This window comes from Pseudomonas sp. C1C7 (assembly GCF_013359595.1).
In the GTDB taxonomy this organism is placed as follows: Bacteria; Pseudomonadota; Gammaproteobacteria; order Pseudomonadales; family Pseudomonadaceae; genus Aquipseudomonas.
On record NZ_JABFMP010000030.1, the window covers coordinates 46994 to 63941 of the forward strand.

The window sequence follows — 16948 nt, forward strand, 5'->3', positions numbered from 1 at the left end:
GGCGGTTGAGCACCGAAACCGATGGATCAGAATTTATAGGCCTGTCGTCCTACAAGTAGCCATTTTCCACCCTGTTTCTGCCAGATCTGGAAGTTCTCGATCTCGGTCGGCACCACATCATTGCCCTTGATCGCCTGCGCCGAGAAGTGGTGGCGGACCAGTGCGACATCCCCGGAAACGGTGATGGTCTGGTTCTGCATTTCCAGGGTCTTGAACGCGCTTTTCCCCGTTTCGATATCGTCGATGAACGCCTTTTTGTCCTGGATCTTGCCGCTGGAATGCCCGTAGGTCAGGTTGTCGGCGGTCAGGGCCTGTAGTTGCGCGATGTTCTTGTGCAGCATCGCGTCGGTCAGATGATCGACAGCCTGGGCAACGTCCTTGTCACTGGTGGAAGGGGCGGCGGCGACGTAGCCGCTGAACAGGCAGAGAAAACCAACCAGCACTTTGACTCTTTTCATGGTATTTCCTTGTTGTTGTAGGTCGTCGTACAACCTATCAGGTTTTCTCTGAAATGGAAGACGGGGCAAAGGGGATCGGTCCGAAACCACGACTACCGCACGTCGTAAAACCCGCTATAACCGGATGCAGGCTTTCAACAACCGCAGATGCGCGCCGATAACCTTTTCAGCAATGGGCTTGCATCATTCGAAAGCGTGCGAAAAGAGGAACCACAGAGTGTCCATAAAACTGCGTTTACTGTTGCTGATCGGGACAGGCGTGCTCACCGCGTTGATCATGGGGCTGGTGAGTTACCTTGGGAATGGCCAGATGGCCCAGGCGGTGCAGGACAATGACGTCAGCATGTCCGCACTGCGCAATCATCTGGAAGCCGACATGATGCACGACGCCCTGCGCGCCGACGTGCTCTCGGCGATGCTGGTGGGATTGGACAAAAGCACCAGCAGCAAGGCCGATGTGCGCGGTTCCCTGGAGGAGCACGCCGCGCATTTCCGGCAGATGCTTGGGGACAACCTGAAGCTGCCGGTCAACGACACCCTCAAGACCGCGCTGAACCAGATCAAACCCAGCCTGGACACCTACATCGGGGCTGCCGAGCGCATTGTCGGCCTGGCGTTGGAAAATCCCGACGCCGCGCAAAAGGAATTGAGCGCCTTCAACGCCACGTTCAGCCAACTGGAAGACCAGATGGCGGCGCTCAGCGAGCTGATTGAAACCAACACGCAGCACACCAGCCAGGGCACGGCGCAGGCCATCAGCAATGCCAACCTCACCGTCGGCGCGGTGCTCATCGCCAGCCTGTTGTTGCTGCTGTTGCTGGGTCGCTCGGCCATCGTCAGCATCATGGGGCCGTTGCAGACCGCCAGCCGCATCGCCGACAGCATCGCACACGGCAACCTCAGCGAGCCGATCACCGAGACTCGACGCAACGACGAAGCCGGCCAGCTGATCCGAAGCCTGGCCACCATGCAGCGGGATCTGCGCGGCATGATCGAGGTGGTGCGCAGCAACGCCCATGGCGTCAGTGGCATGAGCGAACGGCTGAGCAACGGCTGCCACGAAGTCGCCGGCAGCAGCCAGCAACAGAGCGCCGCCGCCAGCACCATGGCCGCGGCCGCCAGCGAAATGACCGCGAGCATCGAAGAAATCACCCGTCACGCCGAGCGCGCCCTGGACATGGCCAATCAGGCCGAGACCCTGGCCAAGGATGGCGGGCGGGTGATCCACCAGGTGGTCAACGACATGGACGGTATCGCCCGCTCCGCGCAGCAGTCGGCCCAGGTGATCCGCACGCTGGACAAGGAATCCGAGGGGATTTTCAGCATTATCCAGGTGATCAAGGGCATTGCCGACCAAACCAACCTGCTGGCACTGAACGCCGCCATCGAAGCGGCCCGCGCCGGTGAGCAGGGCCGCGGTTTCGCCGTGGTGGCCGACGAAGTGCGCAGCCTGGCCGGCCGCACCAGCGCCTCCACCCAGGAAATCGCCGCCATGGTCTCGCGCATCCAGCAAAACACTCGCGAAGCGGTGACCAGCATGGAGGCGGGCGTGGCCCAGGTCGACAAAGGCATGGCCGTCACCGCCGAAGTCGAACGCGCCATCCGCGAAATCCTCGACGCCACCCTCAACACCACGCAACTGGTCAACGACATCAGCCGCACCATCGGCGAACAGAGCCTGGCCAGCAACGAGATTGCCCATCAGGTGGAGATGATCGCCGGGATGTCGGAGGGCAACAGCAAGGTGATCGGGGAGACGGCTTCGACTACCGATGAGTTGTCGAGTCTGGCGGGGAGGTTGTCGCAATCGGTGGATCGGTTCAGGCTCTAAAGTTCGCGCGCCCACCGCGTTCTCCTGCAGGAACTCGATCAAATGTGGGAGCGGGCTTGCCCGCGAAGGCGGGCGACCCGATTGCCAGGATGTACCCGGTTTTCTGTAGGAGCGAGGCTTGCCCGCGAAGGCTTTCTTATTGGGTACATATCCATTTCTGCGGTAACGGCCGCTATTGGTTCCGACCTTACGGCGGGTCACTTGGAAGAGCGCCAAGTAACCAAGCGCTTTTATCCCCTGACGTCCGGTGCCTCGCCTAGGCTCGGCCTTCCGACGGGGCGCATCAAAATCAAAAGCGAGGCGGTCTACCGGCCGGCCTGATCGCGGTCCCGTGTAGGAGCTGCCGAAGGCTGCGATCTTTTGATCTTGATCTTGAAGATCAAAAGATCGCAGCCTCGTTGCACTCGGCAGCTCCTGCAGTGGTTCGGTGTTGACCACACATTTTTTGCTCACGAACGAATCTGTGGGAGCGAGCCTGCTCGCGATGAGGCCCGAAAGGCCAATCCATAACTCAGGGTCAAAGATACTTATCCGTCACCGCCCCCTCCGAAGCACTGCACACCGTCTTCGCATACTTGGCCAGCACCCCGCGCCGATACTTCGACTGGGGCCGCACCCAGCGGGCCTTGCGTTCGGCCAACACCGCGTCCGACACATCCACGGTAATTTCCCGCGTCTCGGCATCGATGGTGATCCTGTCGCCATCCTCGACCAGGGCAATCGGCCCGCCCTCAAAGGCTTCCGGGGTGATATGCCCCACCACGAAACCATGGGAACCACCGGAAAAACGCCCGTCGGTTATCAACGCCACATCCTTGCCCAACCCTTTGCCCATCACCGCCGACGTCGGTGAAAGCATTTCGCGCATGCCCGGTCCGCCCTTGGGGCCTTCGTAGCGGATCACGATCACCTCGCCAGGCTGCACTTCGCCGTTGAGAATGCCGGCCAGCGCGCCTTCCTCGCCGTGATACACCCGCGCCTTGCCTTCGAAGCGCAGGCCCTCCTTGCCGGTGATCTTGGCCACCGCGCCGGTGGGCGAGAGGTTGCCGCGCAGCACCACCAGGTGAGAGTCCTTTTTGATCGGCTGGTCGAAGGGCAGGATCACGTCCTGGCCGTCGGGGTAGTCGGCGACATCGGCGAGGTTTTCGGCGAGGGTCTTGCCGGTCACGGTCATCACGTCGCCGTGGAGCATGCCGGCGGCGAGCATGCGTTTCATCAGCGGCTGGATACCGCCGATGGCCACCAGCTCGCTCATCATGTACTTGCCGCTGGGGCGCAGGTCGGCGACCACCGGGGAGATTTTGCCCAGTTCGACGAAGTCATCCAGGCTCAGTTCGACGTCCACCGCGTGGGCCATGGCCAGCAGGTGCAGCACGGCATTGGTGGAGCCGGCGAGGGCGATCACCACGCGAATGGCGTTTTCGAAAGCCTTTCGGGTCATGATGTCCCGGGGTTTGAGGTCGAGCTTGAGCAGTTCCATCACCTGCTGCCCGGCGCGGAAGCTGTCCGAGGCCTTGTCGCTGCCGATGGCGTCCTGGGAGCTGGAACCGGGCAGGCTCATGCCCAGCGCTTCGATGGCCGATGCCATGGTGTTGGCGGTGTACATGCCGCCGCACGAGCCGGGGCCGGGAATGGCCACTTCCTCGATCTGCTTGACCTGGATCGCGTTGATGTCACCCCGGGCATGCTGGCCCACGGCTTCGAACACGGAAATGATGTCGGTGTGGCCGGCACCCGGGCGGATGGTGCCGCCGTAGACGAAGATCGACGGCCGATTGAGCCGCGCCATGCCGATCAGGCAGCCGGGCATGTTCTTGTCGCAACCGCCCACGGTCACCAGGCCGTCGAACCCTTCGCAACCGACCACCGTTTCGATGGAATCGGCGATCACCTCGCGCGATACCAGCGAATACTTCATGCCTTCGGTGCCGTTGGCGATGCCGTCGGAGATGGTGATGGTGTTGAACACGACCCCTTTGGCGCCGGCGGCATTCGCGCCTTTTTCCGCTTCCAGGGCCAGCTTGTCGATGTGCATGTTGCACGGCGTGACCATGGCCCAGGTGGAGGCGATGCCGATCTGCGGCTTGGTGAAGTCTTCATCGGTAAAGCCCACGGCCCGCAGCATGGCCCGGGCCGGGGCGGCTTCGACGCCGTCGATGACTTCGGAGGAATATTTGCGCAAATCGTCTTTGTCGCTCATGACTTCACCTCAAACGTTCGTCGAGCCGATTCGATGTAAAAGTCTGAACAAGTATAGAGCGCCAGGGGCGGCTCCCCGGACTATCCGGTCATCAACAGACGCGCGGGTTTGCCGTGTCGTGATATTCTTCGCGCCAACTTGGTTTGACCTATTCAGTTTTCCTGCCTCCGAGGCGGGCGAACGGAATCACTGTCGCTCAAGTAGCTGAAGCCAAAAAAGATAAAAAGTCAGTTCAGTAGGGACCTATAACGGGGGTCGATGCAGTTCGTCGGCCTTGTGTGCCCACCCTGCGAAACTTGTGACCGAGCGCCCACGACATTTGCCTGAATGCCGTGAAACAAGGGGCTCGCGAGCTAAGGATCAAAAGGGCGGATGACGTTTTATCAAAGGTGTTACAGATGTTTAAGAAAGTGAATACGGCCCTGCTGGGTCTGGCTTTGTCGTTGGGGATGACGACAACCCAGGCCGCGGAAGCCAAGAAAGTCGATGTGTTGCTGGTTGGCGGCGGCATCATGAGCGCAACCCTGGGTGTGTGGCTCAACGAGCTGGAGCCCGGCACCTCGATGGAAATGATCGAGCGTCTGGACGGCGTCGCCCTGGAAAGCTCCAACGGCTGGAACAACGCCGGTACCGGTCACTCCGCCCTGGCCGAACTGAACTACACCCCGGAAGACGACAAGGGCAACGTGTCGATTCCCAAGGCCGTCGAAATCAACGAAGCGTTCCAGGTTTCCCGTCAGTTCTGGGCCTGGCAGGTCCAGCAGGGCGTGCTGAAGAACCCGCGCTCGTTCATCAACACCACGCCGCACATGAGCTTCGTGTGGGGCGATGACAACATCAAGTTCCTGAAAAAGCGCTATGAGGCCCTGCAGGCCAGCCCGCTGTTCGCCGGCATGCAGTACTCCGAAGATCCGGCTGTGATCAAGAAGTGGGTCCCGCTGATGATGGAAGGGCGTGACCCGAACCAGAAAGTCGCGGCCACCTGGAGCCCGCTGGGTACCGACATGAACTTCGGCGAAATCACTCGCCAGTTCGTTGCGCACCTGCAGACCACGCCGAAATTCGACCTGAAGCTGTCCAGCGAAGTGCAGGACATCACCCGCAACGAAGACGGCACCTGGCGCGTCAGCTACAAAAACCTGAAAGACGGCAGCAAGTCCGAAACCGACGCCAAGTTCGTCTTCATCGGCGCCGGCGGCGGTGCCCTGCACCTGCTGCAGAAGTCGGGCATCCCTGAAGCCCGTGAATACGCCGGCTTCCCGGTGGGTGGCTCGTTCCTGGTGACCGATAACCCGGCCATCGCCGAGCAGCACCTGGCCAAGGCCTACGGCAAAGCCTCCGTCGGCGCGCCGCCGATGTCGGTTCCACACCTGGACACCCGCGTGCTCGACGGCAAGCGCGTGATCCTGTTTGGCCCATTCGCGACCTTCAGCACCAAGTTCCTCAAGGAAGGTTCGTACCTGGACCTGCTGACCACCACCACGACCCACAACGTGTGGCCGATGACCCGCGTGGGCATCAAGGAATACCCGCTGGTGGAGTACCTGGCCGGCCAACTGATGCTGTCTGACGAAGACCGCCTCAACGCCCTGAAGGAGTACTTCCCGAACGCCAAGGCTGAAGACTGGCGTCTGTGGCAAGCGGGCCAGCGCGTGCAGATCATCAAGCGTGACGAAGCCGCCGGTGGCGTGCTGAAGCTGGGCACCGAAATCGTCGCTGCCGGCGACGGCTCCATCGCCGGCCTGCTGGGCGCCTCCCCAGGTGCCTCGACCGCTGCGCCGATCATGCTGTCGGTGATCCAGAAGGTGTTCAAGGACAAGGTCGCGACCCCTGAGTGGCAGGAAAAACTGCACAAGATCGTCCCGAGCTACGGCACCCAGCTGAACAGCGACCCGGCCAAAGTGGCCGAGGAGTGGGCCTACACCGCCAAGGTGCTGGAACTGCCAACCCCACCGGTCATCGGCCAGCCAGCGCCGGCTGTTGAAGCCGAACAGGCCAAGCCTGTGAAAGAGAGTGCAGCGAACGACATGGCGCTGTAATTCGCCTTTACGCTGAACTGCTGAAAGGAAAGCCCGCTGAATCGGTGACGGTCAGCGGGCTTTTTATTGCTCGGAATCTGGCCCGCCTCTGTAGGAGCGAAGCTTGCTCGCGAAAGCGGTGTGTCAGGCAATGAAGATGTTGAATCTGCCGGCCTCTTCGCGGGCAAGCCCGCTCCCACAGGTTCAGTGGGTGTACGCAAAACCTGCGGCCAACCCAAGCCGTTGTGGGAGCGGGCTTGCCCGCGATGGCGGTGTTTCAGGCAATGAAAATGTTGGATCTGCCGGCCTCTTCGCGGGCAAGCCTCGCTCCTACAGGTTTTGTAGACTCACGCAAATTTTGCGACCAACCAAAACCACTGTGGGAGCGAGCCTGCTCGCGATAAATCCTGGGTTAACACTGTCTGGGTAGGCGCTGCCGAAGGCTGCGACTGCTTTTGAAAAACCGCAGCTTTGTTGCACTCGACAGCTCCTACGGGAAGTGAGCACCCCGAATCTCATCTGATCCGTATTTTTCATCGCTTTCTGCCTCTGTAATGCACTCAGTTCACCCCGCACAATAGCGGCACGTTCCGCAGTCACACTCGCGGTGCACCGCAAAACTCAATGTGCAGGGGGTCTTATGGGCAAGATGGCGATTTTTCTGGGTGGCTTTCTGGTGGTGACCATTCTGATTGGCCTGCTGGCGACGATTTCGCCAGTGTGAGGGAAGCTGGCTATGATTGACCGGGATTGATTCATTCCTTGAGGTCAACATGGCTTTGACGCTTTTGCTGCGCTGCAGCGATCTGGACGGCACGCGCCGGTACTACCGCGACACACTGGGCTTCACCGTGTTCGACTCCGCGCAGTCGACCCTTACCGTGGTGCTGGAGGATTGTCGGATCACCTTCACCCAGCAGGACCTGTGGGGCACTGCGATGGCGTGTTCCGGCACGATCTACTGCGCGATTTCCGAAGTGGATCGGTACTACGATTCGGTCAAGGACAAGGTCGAGATTGCTTGGCCGTTGCAGGACATGCCGTACGGATCACGGGAGTTCGGCGTGCGCGATTGCAATGGGTATTACCTGGCGTTTGCGCAGCTTTCGGCGGTTGGCTGATCCGGGTTTTGTGGTGTCGGGCTCGCCCTTATGCCAGTCAGTTAAGCCTCGCCACAATGTGCTCATCGCCAGTTGAATCTCTTAACTGACTGGTATTAAGGCTTGCCCGCGAAAGCGCCCGATTCAATGCTTCTGCATGATCTGAATCAGATTGCCGCAAGTATCATCAAACACCGCCGTAGTCACCGGCCCCATGGCCGTCGGCGGCTGGGTGAAGCGCACACCCGCTGCGCAGAGCCGCGCATACTCGGCGTGCACGTCCTCGACTCCGAAGGACGTGAAGGGGATGCCATCCTGTTTCACCGCCGCCTTGAATGGCTTCGCCGCCGGATGTGCGTCGGGCTCGAGCAACAATTCCACACCATGGGGATCGCCGGGAGACGTGAGCGTCAGCCAGCGGAACTGCCCCATCGGAATGTCATGCTTGAGCTCGAAACCCAGCACATCCCGATAGAAGGCCAGCGCCTTGGCCTGGTCATCGACCATCACACTCGTGACTACGATTTTCATCCCTCTTTCCTCGTGGGTAATCCGTGAACCGTCGTTCCCTTAACCACAGGACGACATCGGCAATCATGACGATCAATCCGTGTGAGCTTGAAAGAACCCCAGCAGTTCCCGTTCAAAAGCATCGGCCGATTCGATGTTGAACAGATGCCCGCCCGGGATAACGCGCAACACGGCGCCTTCGATACCCCGGGCGAGTTGTTCGGCGTCCGATGGCGGCGCGAGCGCGTCATCGGCGCCGGCCAGTACCAGCGTTGGCGTCCTGATCGAGGCGAGTCGGTCACGACCGTCGAACGCCAGGTCCGCGTCCAGCAAGCACAGCCAGTCTTCCCGCGACTGATCGTCGGCGCCGTCTTCCGGGTAGCTGAGGAAGGGCGCTGCGCGTTCGTCGCTGAGGAAAGGCAGGGAAAACAGCCAGGGCACGATCAGGTCGTACATCAGCCTGGCACTGGCGTCGTTTCGGTAGACCGAAGCGACAGCCTTCAGGAAATGCCTGGCCTGCACATTGGTGGTGGCGAAGGTGGCCGCCAGCACAAGGCGGCTTACTCGCTGGGGAAAAGTCACGGCAAGCGCCTGGGCAACCAGACCGCCCATGGAAAAGCCGACCACGTGGGCAGACTCAACACCCGCCGCATCCAGCACGGTGACCACATCCGCGGCCAGATCCTCTATCGACAGCGGACCGCTACAGGCAGCACTGCGTCCCGACCCTCGCATGTCCAGGGCCAGTACCCGGAAATGCCGGGCCAACGCCTGCTGCTCATTGGCCCAGAACCCGGCGTCACCGCCCAGGCCATGCAGCAAAACAACGGTTTGCGTGGCGGTATCGCAAGTGGCTTCGGTCCAGTGCAGCTGTCCGCAGGGCGTGTGAGGCATGGGCGAATCTCGCTCGATTGTTGACGTTGAGGGCAGAGCGCAGAAGATCACGAATTGTGTATTTGCATGCGCTCGTGCTTCGCATGGAATGCATTCCGCGCTGTCCGCAGTTCGATCAGTCGCAGTGTATTACAGCTTTGGCGGCACGTTGCTGCTGGCGACGGATGTCCGCCACAAGGTGCCTTCGCTCCGCAACGCCCACAACGTCCAAAGCCCACCGCAAAAATCTACCGCACCAAACAGCACCAGCACCGGCTCGCTCATTTCAAGTGCTGCGAAAACAGCGAAGCTGGCCAGTACCACGGCGCGGGTATAAACGGAGGCCCAGAACAGCGGGCGGCACTCGCTGCGCGCGGCGTACCAGTAATAAACGCCGATGTTGAAGGCCAGCACGCCGACCACGCGGATCCACACCTCAGGTGTGGGCGTCATCTTGAACAGCGTCAGGATCAGATTGGGGACCAGCACCAGGGCGAGTCCCAGCAGCATGAGGTAAATCGCAAAATACTTGAGCGACCGGGCGGCGCGGGACATGAGAGGCATCCTTCAATGAGAAACACATACCCCCTGTAGGAGCGAGCTTGCTCGCGATGCACCCAAGATCGCCGAGGGGTATCAGGCACCCCGCGTCATCGTTGGCGACCATCGCGAGCAAGCTCGCTCCTACAGGGGCAAATAGATCAACGGGTCCCGCGACGCCGCAACTCCGCCGGGCTGAAGTACTCGCCATCCGGTACCGGCTGGCTGAAATCGATGCTGTTGGCTTCTTCGTTGTCCAGGTTCAACGCCACATAACGCCTGGCCTGCAGGTCATGGAAGGCATCGATCGAGGTCCAGGTGGTCGGCAGTTCGTAGTGGTTTTTCAGATAGGCCACCGACACCCGCCACATCTCGCCACGACCGTCGTATTGATCGACCTCGGCCGCGCCCCAGCTGTCCTCATCCAGATACATCACGCGCTTGGAATAGATGTGTCGCGCGCCCGGTTTGAGCGTGCCCTCGACCACCCACACGCGGTGCAGTTCATAGCGGGTGTATTTCGGGTTCAGGTGATTGGGCGTCAGCAGGTCCTTGTACTTCACGTCGGCGGCGGACAAGCGATAGTTGTTGTAGGGAATGTAGATTTCCTTCTTGCCCACCAGCTTCCAGTCGAAGCGATCAGGGGCGCCGTTGTACATGTCGGTATCGTCGGCGGTGCGCAGGCCATCGGAGGAGGCGATGGGCGTGTCGTAGGCCAGGGTCGGCGCGCGTCTAACCCGACGCTGACCGGCGCTGTAGGCCCAGGCCTGACGGGGTTCCTTGACCTGATCGAGGGTTTCATGAATCAGCGAACCGCTTCCGGCCAGGCGTGCCGGGCTTTTGTTGAAGGCCAGGTAATAGAACAGGATGTTGTCGAGCCCTGCGAAGTTGCCGCCGGGTTGGTAGTACTTGAAGAAGGCTTCCTGTTCGCTCACCACCGGCGTGTAGTCGCCGTTGCGCTGAACGGCGGCTTCGGCGGAGCGGCGCACGGCATGAACGCCGCGGTAACGGGCGATGTGGTTCCACACCGCTTCCACGCCATTTTGCGGAATGGGGAAGGGGATGCCACCGAAGGCATCGACGAAACCGTTGCCGTCCGCCACCAGTTTTGCCGTGGTCGCGTTCTTGAAGGTGTTGTCGTACACCGACTGCGGCGCCGAACCACTGCGTCGACTGGTGTAGACGGGGATCTGATAGGTGTCCGGATAGGTGTTGAACAGGGCGATCTGGCCGGGTGTCAGGTTGTTTTTGTACTGCTCCAGATTGGCCTTGGTGATGGTGAACAATGGCTTGTCGGTGGGGAACGGATCGATGTGATGTTGCCCCGGTTTGTAGCCGGCCGGCGCTTGGGTGATGCCACCGGTCCAGGCCGGAATGGTGCCCGCCGCATTACCCGCTTTTTCCGCGCCCAACGGGGTCAGGCTCGATTGCAGTCCGGCCGCCACTTCAGGAGAAACCGCTGCCAGCGCACTGGCGCTGGAAAGGGCCAGCGCCAGTGCGGTGCTGACCAGAATTCGCATATTACCCATGGTGTTTCTCCGTGAAATCAGAAGGAATACTTGACGTTGAAACCGACGTTGTCGCGGTCGCGCGCGGCGTTTTCCTGGCCGGCGCCGTAGAACGAGGTGTACTGCAGTTCTGCCTCCAGGCTGTTCATGTAGCTGGCCTTCAGGCCCAGGCTGTAAGCCTTGCGCCCGGCAATGAAGTTGCCGGCCTGGTAGGAGTTGCCGCTGAAGTCGTCCTTGTAGACGGCGTAGGGCGAGAGGTTCACCCCGGCGAAGACGTCGTTCCAGGTGCCGGTCACCATGACCGTGGCGCCGTAGGCGTTGCGGTTGACCTGGTCGCTGCGGTCGAAGCCCGAGACATAGGCACCGTTGGAGCGACCGGAGTAGTAGCGGGTCGAGCCGTCGTAGGCGGTGTACTTCAAGCTGCTGCCGCGGATCTGCTCGGCGGCGACCTCGATCACCCCCATCAGCGAGTCGAATGACAGTGCCGGACCGAAGTTGTAGAGGCTGCCCAGCGAGCTGTTGTAGGCCTCGACGCGTTCGTAGTCGTGAATCTGCCCGCCGAGCGAGACCATCTGCCCGCCGACGTTGACCGCGCGACCATTCACCAGCTGCCCGGCCTGGGCCAGCATGTCCCCCAGCAGGTCGTTGGTGGTGGCGATGCCGATCGGCAGGTTGGGGCGATAGGCGATCTCGCCGAACAGCGAGGCGTCACCCAGGGTGGTGTTGAAGCTCAGGCCGTACATGCGGATGTTTTCGACGTACTCGCGCTTGGCGGTGGTCTGGTTCGCCAGGTCCACCGCGGCCATGCCGTTGACCAGTCCCAGCGTTTGAATCGCGGCGGCGTTGCCGGTGGCGGCCGCGTTGATCAGGTTGTTGTAGGAAGAGAAACCGCCCAGGCCCGCCATCTGATTCATGTTGACGCCGGCATAGGCCGGGTTCAGATCGGCGTAGATGACCGGATCCTTGGAGTGGTAGTTGACGAAGTAGAAGCCGAACTCGGTGGAATTGAGTTGTTCGGCGATGTAATGGAACGCCGCGCCGAACTGGCCATCATTTTTCGCGTTGATGTCCGGGCCGATCTGGGAAACCTTGAAGTAACCGTTGGAATCCAGGTACTGGGTGCCCTGAAGGCCGGCGAAATGGCTGGCGGCCAACTGCGGATACAGGCGCTGGAATTGCGGATTGGAGAACGCATTGACCCGGGTGTACCCGGTGTTGCCGCCATCGGCGAACAGGTCGGTCTCGGAGAAGAAGGTGCCCACCGGATCGAGTCGGGTTTCCTTCCAGTTCCACTGGTAGAACGTGTCCATCGACAGGTTGTCGGTCAGGCCGATGTTGAAGCTGACGGCTTCCACCGGTATCAGCACTTCCTTGACCTCGGCGCCGGGTAGTCGGAACTTGGAGGAGTCCACCGGGTTGGTGGTGTTCACTCCGCCCCGATAGAACAGGCCTTCGCCCCAGTTGAACACCTGGCGTCCCAGGCGACCGGTCACCGGGTGCTCGGCGATGTCCCAGTTGCCATAGACATAGGCGTCGAGGATGTCCAGGCGGCTGCCGGCGATGTCCCGGGTCTGGCTGGTGAAGTGATTGTCCTGCGGGAAGGATTGGCTCGGTTGCGGCGGCTGGTTGTGCGCGTAGTAATCGTTGCGCTTGTCCATGATCTGCGTGTCGTAGAACGCCGAACCGCGCACGAACAGGCCGTAGTTCTCGTAGGCCGCGCCCAGGTCAGAGGTGATCTTGTACACCTCGGAGGCAAGGCCGGTACCGAAGTTGCGGTTGCCGTCGTTCGAGTTGACGTCATTGTTGGTCTTGTCCTGACCTTGCACACGCCACAGCGCGCCGTAGGACACCGTGGTGTCCAGGGAACCGGTGATCTGGTTGTCGAGGAAACTGAATTCGGCAGCATTGGACTGACCGTTGAACAACAGGGGTACAACACAGGCAAGGGCGGACCCGGCCTGCACGCAGCGCTTGCGGGATTTGGCTGGCATCTGAAACTGCTCCAACGACTGATTATTATTGTTTGTGTCATTAGCGGGGTGCCGTCGTGGCACCCGAAATACGGTGGCGGAATGGCGTGTCGCTCTCACGCCGCCAGACGGTTCCTCCTATCGGCTCGGGCCCCCATCAGCGCGCCAGTGGCGTCGGCAGACGTGATTGCGGTCCAGTGGAAACCAGGCGCGCAATCCCCCAGGAAAGCGCCGCCAGCATCAGGGTCAGGTGATAGAGGTCCTGTCGTGCGATGCCTTGCCATTCGCCGCGCGAACCGACGACCAGGCCGGCAAACGCGAACAGCAGGCTTCCGGCGACCGCCAACGACCAGCGTTGCGATCGGCCAGGCCAGGCAATGGCGATCAATGCCAGCAGATTGCCGGCCAGCGCCCACTGATTCGGGACCCACAGCAGGCACGCGAGCGCGGCAACCAGCAGCAACCGCTGCGAGATCCGCCGCAGGCAGCCGACCGCGATCAGCAGCAGGGCAATCCGTGCGCTAACACCCGACAGGAACTGGTGCGCCGGTCGAACCTGTTCCAGTCCGGCAAACACCAGCGCGCCCATCAGTGCGGTCACGGCGATCAGCAGGAAACCCGCCGCCCGCCAACCTTGTCGGTCTTTGAGGCTGATCGTGCCTGCCCACAGGCATGCCGAACACAGCATCACTTCGCAGAGCACGCTTAACATCGATCAGGCCTCCACTGGCAAGGATTGGCGCAGCGAGCGCACCAGCGTGCCCAGCAAGACCAGGCTGGCGCCGCAGAACAGTGCGCTCACCCAGGCAATCGGCAGACCCCATTGCAGGTGGGCGATCGCCGCCGGTACCGCCAGCGAACACAACCACAGCACCTGCCAGCGACCATTGCCCGGCGCATTTTCCAGCGTCCGTCCCAGCACCCAGAGCGACGCCAGCACCCAGACCGCGCCGAGGACTTGCCAGCTCAGGTCAAGCTGAAAAGCGAAGGCAATGAAGCCCAGCCCAAGCGGCATCACCAAGGCCATCTGCAACACGCAATACAGGGCGGTGGCACTGGAAATACGTGGCCGGTAGATACGAAAAGCGCTGATGTCATGGGGTGGATGCGGCTTGACCCGATGAGCCGCCGCAGGACGCCAGCCGGGTGGGGCGAACCACAGTTTCAGGCGATCGCTCCAGTTGTCGGCGAGGCGAAAATCCTCCAGCAGGCCCTGGTATTTGTGCAGGTTGGCCTTGATCGGATCGAAGGTTTTGAGCTGGCCGTGGATGCCGTAGATGATCGGCTCCTGATGCGCCGGGCGTTCCTTGGCGAAACTGCCGAACAGGTGATCCCAGAGCATCAGCACGCCGCCGTAGTTGCGGTCCACGCAGTATTCATTCTGGCCGTGGTGCACGCGGTGATTGGACGGCGAGGCGAAGCAGTAGTCGAACCAGCCGAGGCTGCCGATGTGGCGCGTGTGAATCCAGAACTGATAACCCAGCACCACGGCGCCGCTGACGATGAACACGCTGGGCGGCAAACCGATGACCGCCAGCGGCCAGTAGAAAAACCAGTTGGTGAAAAAGCCGGTGCTGGTCTGACGCATCGCGGTCGAGTAGTTGAACTCTTCGCTGGAGTGATGCACGACGTGGGAGGCCCAGACCAGATTGGTCTCATGGCCCATGCGGTGATGCCAGTAGTAGCAGAAGTCGTAGCCGATCAGACCGATGGCCCAGACCCACCAGTGCGACGGGGAAAGCTCGAACACCGCCAGGTATTTGTACGCCAGCAGATAGATGCCGACGTTGAGCCCCTTGGCGAAGATGTTCAGTACCTGGCCACCCAGACCCAGGGAAATGCTCGACAGGCTGTCACTCAGGGCGAAGGTCTGGCGGCGTCGCCAGAAGCTCCAGAACAGTTCCAGCAACAGCAACACGAAGAATGCGGGGATCGCATAGACGATGGCATTGGGCATTTTCTGCCTCCTTGTTATGTAGCAAGGAAGCTAACCCGATCCTTATCCTGCGGCTTGATGCTGGGCGTCAGGGTGCATGTTGGATGGCGCCAATCTGTGCCGTGTTCTATGCCTTGTGCAGCGCCTTGCGAAAATCCGCCGGGGAAATTCCCCGGGCCTGACGGAACGCATGGCTGAACGCGCTGGCCTGGGAGAAACCCAGGGTCAGGGCAATGTCCATGATGCTGGCGTCGGTGCTGCGCAGATGATGATCGGCCAGCTCCATGCGGAAGGTTTCCAGCACCTGGCTGAAGTTTTCACCTTCGGCGGCGAGCTTGCGTTGCAGTGTGCGCGGCGACATGGCGAGCTGGCTGGCCAGGCTTTCCAGGCTGACCTCGCCGGTCGGCAGGTGCTCCACCAGCAAGGCGCGCAGACGGCCGATCACTGACAGCGGCGCGTAGGAGCGACCCAGTTGCAGGGCTGCCTCCAGCAGCAGGCTCTTGTGGGTGCGCGGGTCGGCGCCCTGTACCCGGGCAGTGAGCATCGACTCGGGAAACACCAGGGTATTGCGCTGGGCGCCGAACTTGACCGGGCAACCGAAGAATTGCTCGTACAGCGCAGGATCGCCCATCGCCGGATGCCTGAGGGTAACCTCCAGCAGCGGCGCATTGCTGGCAATCAACCAACGGCCGAACGCGGCCCAGCCAGTCAGCACGGCTTCCTGCTGGAACGGGCAGTAGGGCTCCAGTTCGCTGATGCGCTGGTCTTCGATCAGCACGCGGCCATCGTTGATGGCGATGTGGGTCTGGCTGGAGGGACTGTCGAACACGATCTTGCCGAAACGCCGGATCATGCTCAGCGATTCGCCAAGGGTGGCGCTGGTCATCGATACATAACCCAGTACGCCATAGGTGCCGGGGCGCACCGAAGCACCCACCAGCAAGCCGAAATGCGGCAAGCCGCTGGTGCGCGCCGCGAGTGCCAGCAAGGTCCGCAGTTGATGCATGGGAACGCGCAGGATCGGGTCGGACAAGCGATCGCGTGGCAAGCCGATTTCCTGCAGAAGCACATCACCGTCGCAGCCATGCTGCTCGGCGACATCGAGAACGTGATTGACGAAAGCTGCACTGGAAGTAGCGGGACGCATGGGGCAAAAAGGTCTGGCGATCCGGATGGGGTCCGGAGTCTAGCAGCACGGACGTCGCCTCGGCGAGCGACGCCCGTCTGCGAATCAGACCCGACCGGTGACCGGAATGCCGGCGCCGGTGATGGCTGACGAGGCAGGGGAAAGCAGGAACAGGATGACCTCTGAAAGCTGCGTCAGCGTCACCCAGCGATCATGTTCGGCGTCCGGCATGGCCTCGCGATTCTGCGGTGTATCGAGGATGCTCGGCAGCACCGCATTGACCGTGATTCCCTTGTCCTTGAGCTCTTCGGCAAGGCTTTCGGTCAGGCGCAGGACAGCGGATTTGGACGCTGCATAGGCACCCATGCCAAAGCCGGCTTTCGCCGCGGCGCCGGCACCGATGTTGACGATGCGCCCGCCTGACGATTCAAGCAGCAGCGGCAGCAGCGCCTTGCTGGTGTTCAACGCCGTGCGCACGTTCAGCTCATAGAGTCGATCCCACGTATTTGTTTCGCCATGTTGCACGGTTTCCCAGGCGAACCCTCCCGCCACGTTGACCAGCGCATCGAGTCGGCCGAAATGCTCCTGAATACGTCGCGCCACCTCCTGACAGTCGGAGTACGACGTCAGGTCGATGCCCGGCAGCATCAGTCGCTGCGACGATGAAGCAATGCTGCAGGTCGCGTGATCGATCAGCACCAGGTCATTGCCTTGGGCGGCGACCATTCTGGCCAGGGTCTCGCCCAGATTGCCAAAGGCGCCGGTGATCGCGACGACCTGTCGGGGGAGTGAATCGTTCATGGAGTTTTCCTTGTTCTTGATGTACGCACACGCTAGTCAGGCGCCGGCGGTGTGTCTTGCGTCAAGGCGCCAAGTTA

At 61.3% G+C, this 16948-nt stretch carries 13 protein-coding genes and 2 pseudogenes; 4 read left to right on the plus strand and 11 right to left on the minus strand.

Translation table 11 applies throughout. The annotated features are described in order from the left end of the window. Nucleotides 1-26: 26 nt before the first annotated feature. Complete coding sequence (locus HNO86_RS22290; protein WP_175379088.1) at nt 27-458, minus strand: nuclear transport factor 2 family protein; 432 nt, start codon at nt 456-458, stop codon at nt 27-29. Nucleotides 459-735: 277 nt separating this feature from the next. On the opposite strand from HNO86_RS22290, the pseudogene HNO86_RS30650 reads away from it, so the two are divergent. Both HNO86_RS30650 and HNO86_RS30655 read left to right on the plus strand, forming a co-directional pair. Beyond that, nucleotides 736-1431: pseudogene (locus HNO86_RS30650) on the plus strand (HAMP domain-containing protein); the annotation flags it as partial. Between the two features lie 261 nt (nt 1432-1692). Then, nucleotides 1693-2289, plus strand: a pseudogene (locus HNO86_RS30655) (methyl-accepting chemotaxis protein); the annotation flags it as partial. A gap of 517 nt (nt 2290-2806) precedes the next feature. On the opposite strand, the gene ilvD reads toward HNO86_RS30655, so the two are convergent. Further along, nucleotides 2807-4489, minus strand: coding sequence for a dihydroxy-acid dehydratase (gene ilvD / locus HNO86_RS22300; protein WP_175379090.1), 1683 nt, complete (start codon nt 4487-4489; stop codon nt 2807-2809). Nucleotides 4490-4887: 398 nt separating this feature from the next. Between ilvD and mqo the strand changes: the two genes are divergently transcribed. Together mqo and HNO86_RS22310 are read left to right on the plus strand one after the other, a co-directional pair. After that, entirely contained in the window at nt 4888-6528 is a 1641-nt protein-coding gene (mqo, locus tag HNO86_RS22305; RefSeq protein WP_175379091.1) for a malate dehydrogenase (quinone), read from the plus strand. Nucleotides 6529-7280: 752 nt separating this feature from the next. Then, entirely contained in the window at nt 7281-7628 is a 348-nt protein-coding gene (locus tag HNO86_RS22310) for a VOC family protein (protein ID WP_175379092.1), read from the plus strand. Nucleotides 7629-7751: 123 nt separating this feature from the next. Here the strand turns inward: HNO86_RS22310 and HNO86_RS22315 are convergent, their stop codons facing one another. The 9 genes from HNO86_RS22315 to HNO86_RS22355 all read right to left on the minus strand — a co-directional run bounded on the left by HNO86_RS22315 (nt 7752) and on the right by HNO86_RS22355 (nt 16871). After that, complete coding sequence (locus HNO86_RS22315; RefSeq protein WP_175379093.1) at nt 7752-8138, minus strand: VOC family protein; 387 nt, start codon at nt 8136-8138, stop codon at nt 7752-7754. 72 nt (nt 8139-8210) lie between these two features. Beyond that, nucleotides 8211-9011 carry an alpha/beta fold hydrolase gene (locus tag HNO86_RS22320; protein ID WP_175379094.1) on the minus strand — a complete coding sequence of 267 codons (801 nt, stop codon included), beginning with the start codon at nt 9009-9011 and terminating at the stop codon, nt 8211-8213. A 129-nt stretch (nt 9012-9140) separates the two neighbouring features. Further along, nucleotides 9141-9545: a hypothetical protein gene (locus HNO86_RS22325; RefSeq protein ID WP_175379095.1), complete on the minus strand. Its 405-nt coding sequence runs from the start codon at nt 9543-9545 to the stop codon at nt 9141-9143. Between the two features lie 146 nt (nt 9546-9691). Next, entirely contained in the window at nt 9692-11059 is a 1368-nt protein-coding gene (locus HNO86_RS22330) for a DUF1329 domain-containing protein (RefSeq protein ID WP_175379096.1), read from the minus strand. Between the two features lie 17 nt (nt 11060-11076). Then, on the minus strand, nt 11077-13029 hold the full coding sequence (locus tag HNO86_RS22335; RefSeq protein WP_175379097.1) for a DUF1302 domain-containing protein: 1953 nt from the start codon (nt 13027-13029) through the stop codon (nt 11077-11079). A gap of 136 nt (nt 13030-13165) precedes the next feature. Then, complete coding sequence (locus HNO86_RS22340) at nt 13166-13720, minus strand: hypothetical protein (protein ID WP_175379098.1); 555 nt, start codon at nt 13718-13720, stop codon at nt 13166-13168. A 3-nt stretch (nt 13721-13723) separates the two neighbouring features. Beyond that, entirely contained in the window at nt 13724-14965 is a 1242-nt protein-coding gene (locus HNO86_RS22345) for a sterol desaturase family protein (protein ID WP_175379099.1), read from the minus strand. A 106-nt stretch (nt 14966-15071) separates the two neighbouring features. Further along, on the minus strand, nt 15072-16091 hold the full coding sequence (locus tag HNO86_RS22350) for an AraC family transcriptional regulator (protein ID WP_175379100.1): 1020 nt from the start codon (nt 16089-16091) through the stop codon (nt 15072-15074). Between the two features lie 84 nt (nt 16092-16175). Continuing rightward, a complete protein-coding gene (locus tag HNO86_RS22355; protein ID WP_175379101.1) occupies nt 16176-16871 on the minus strand; it encodes an SDR family NAD(P)-dependent oxidoreductase in 696 nt (231 codons plus the stop codon). Between the last annotated feature and the right edge of the window lie 77 nt (nt 16872-16948).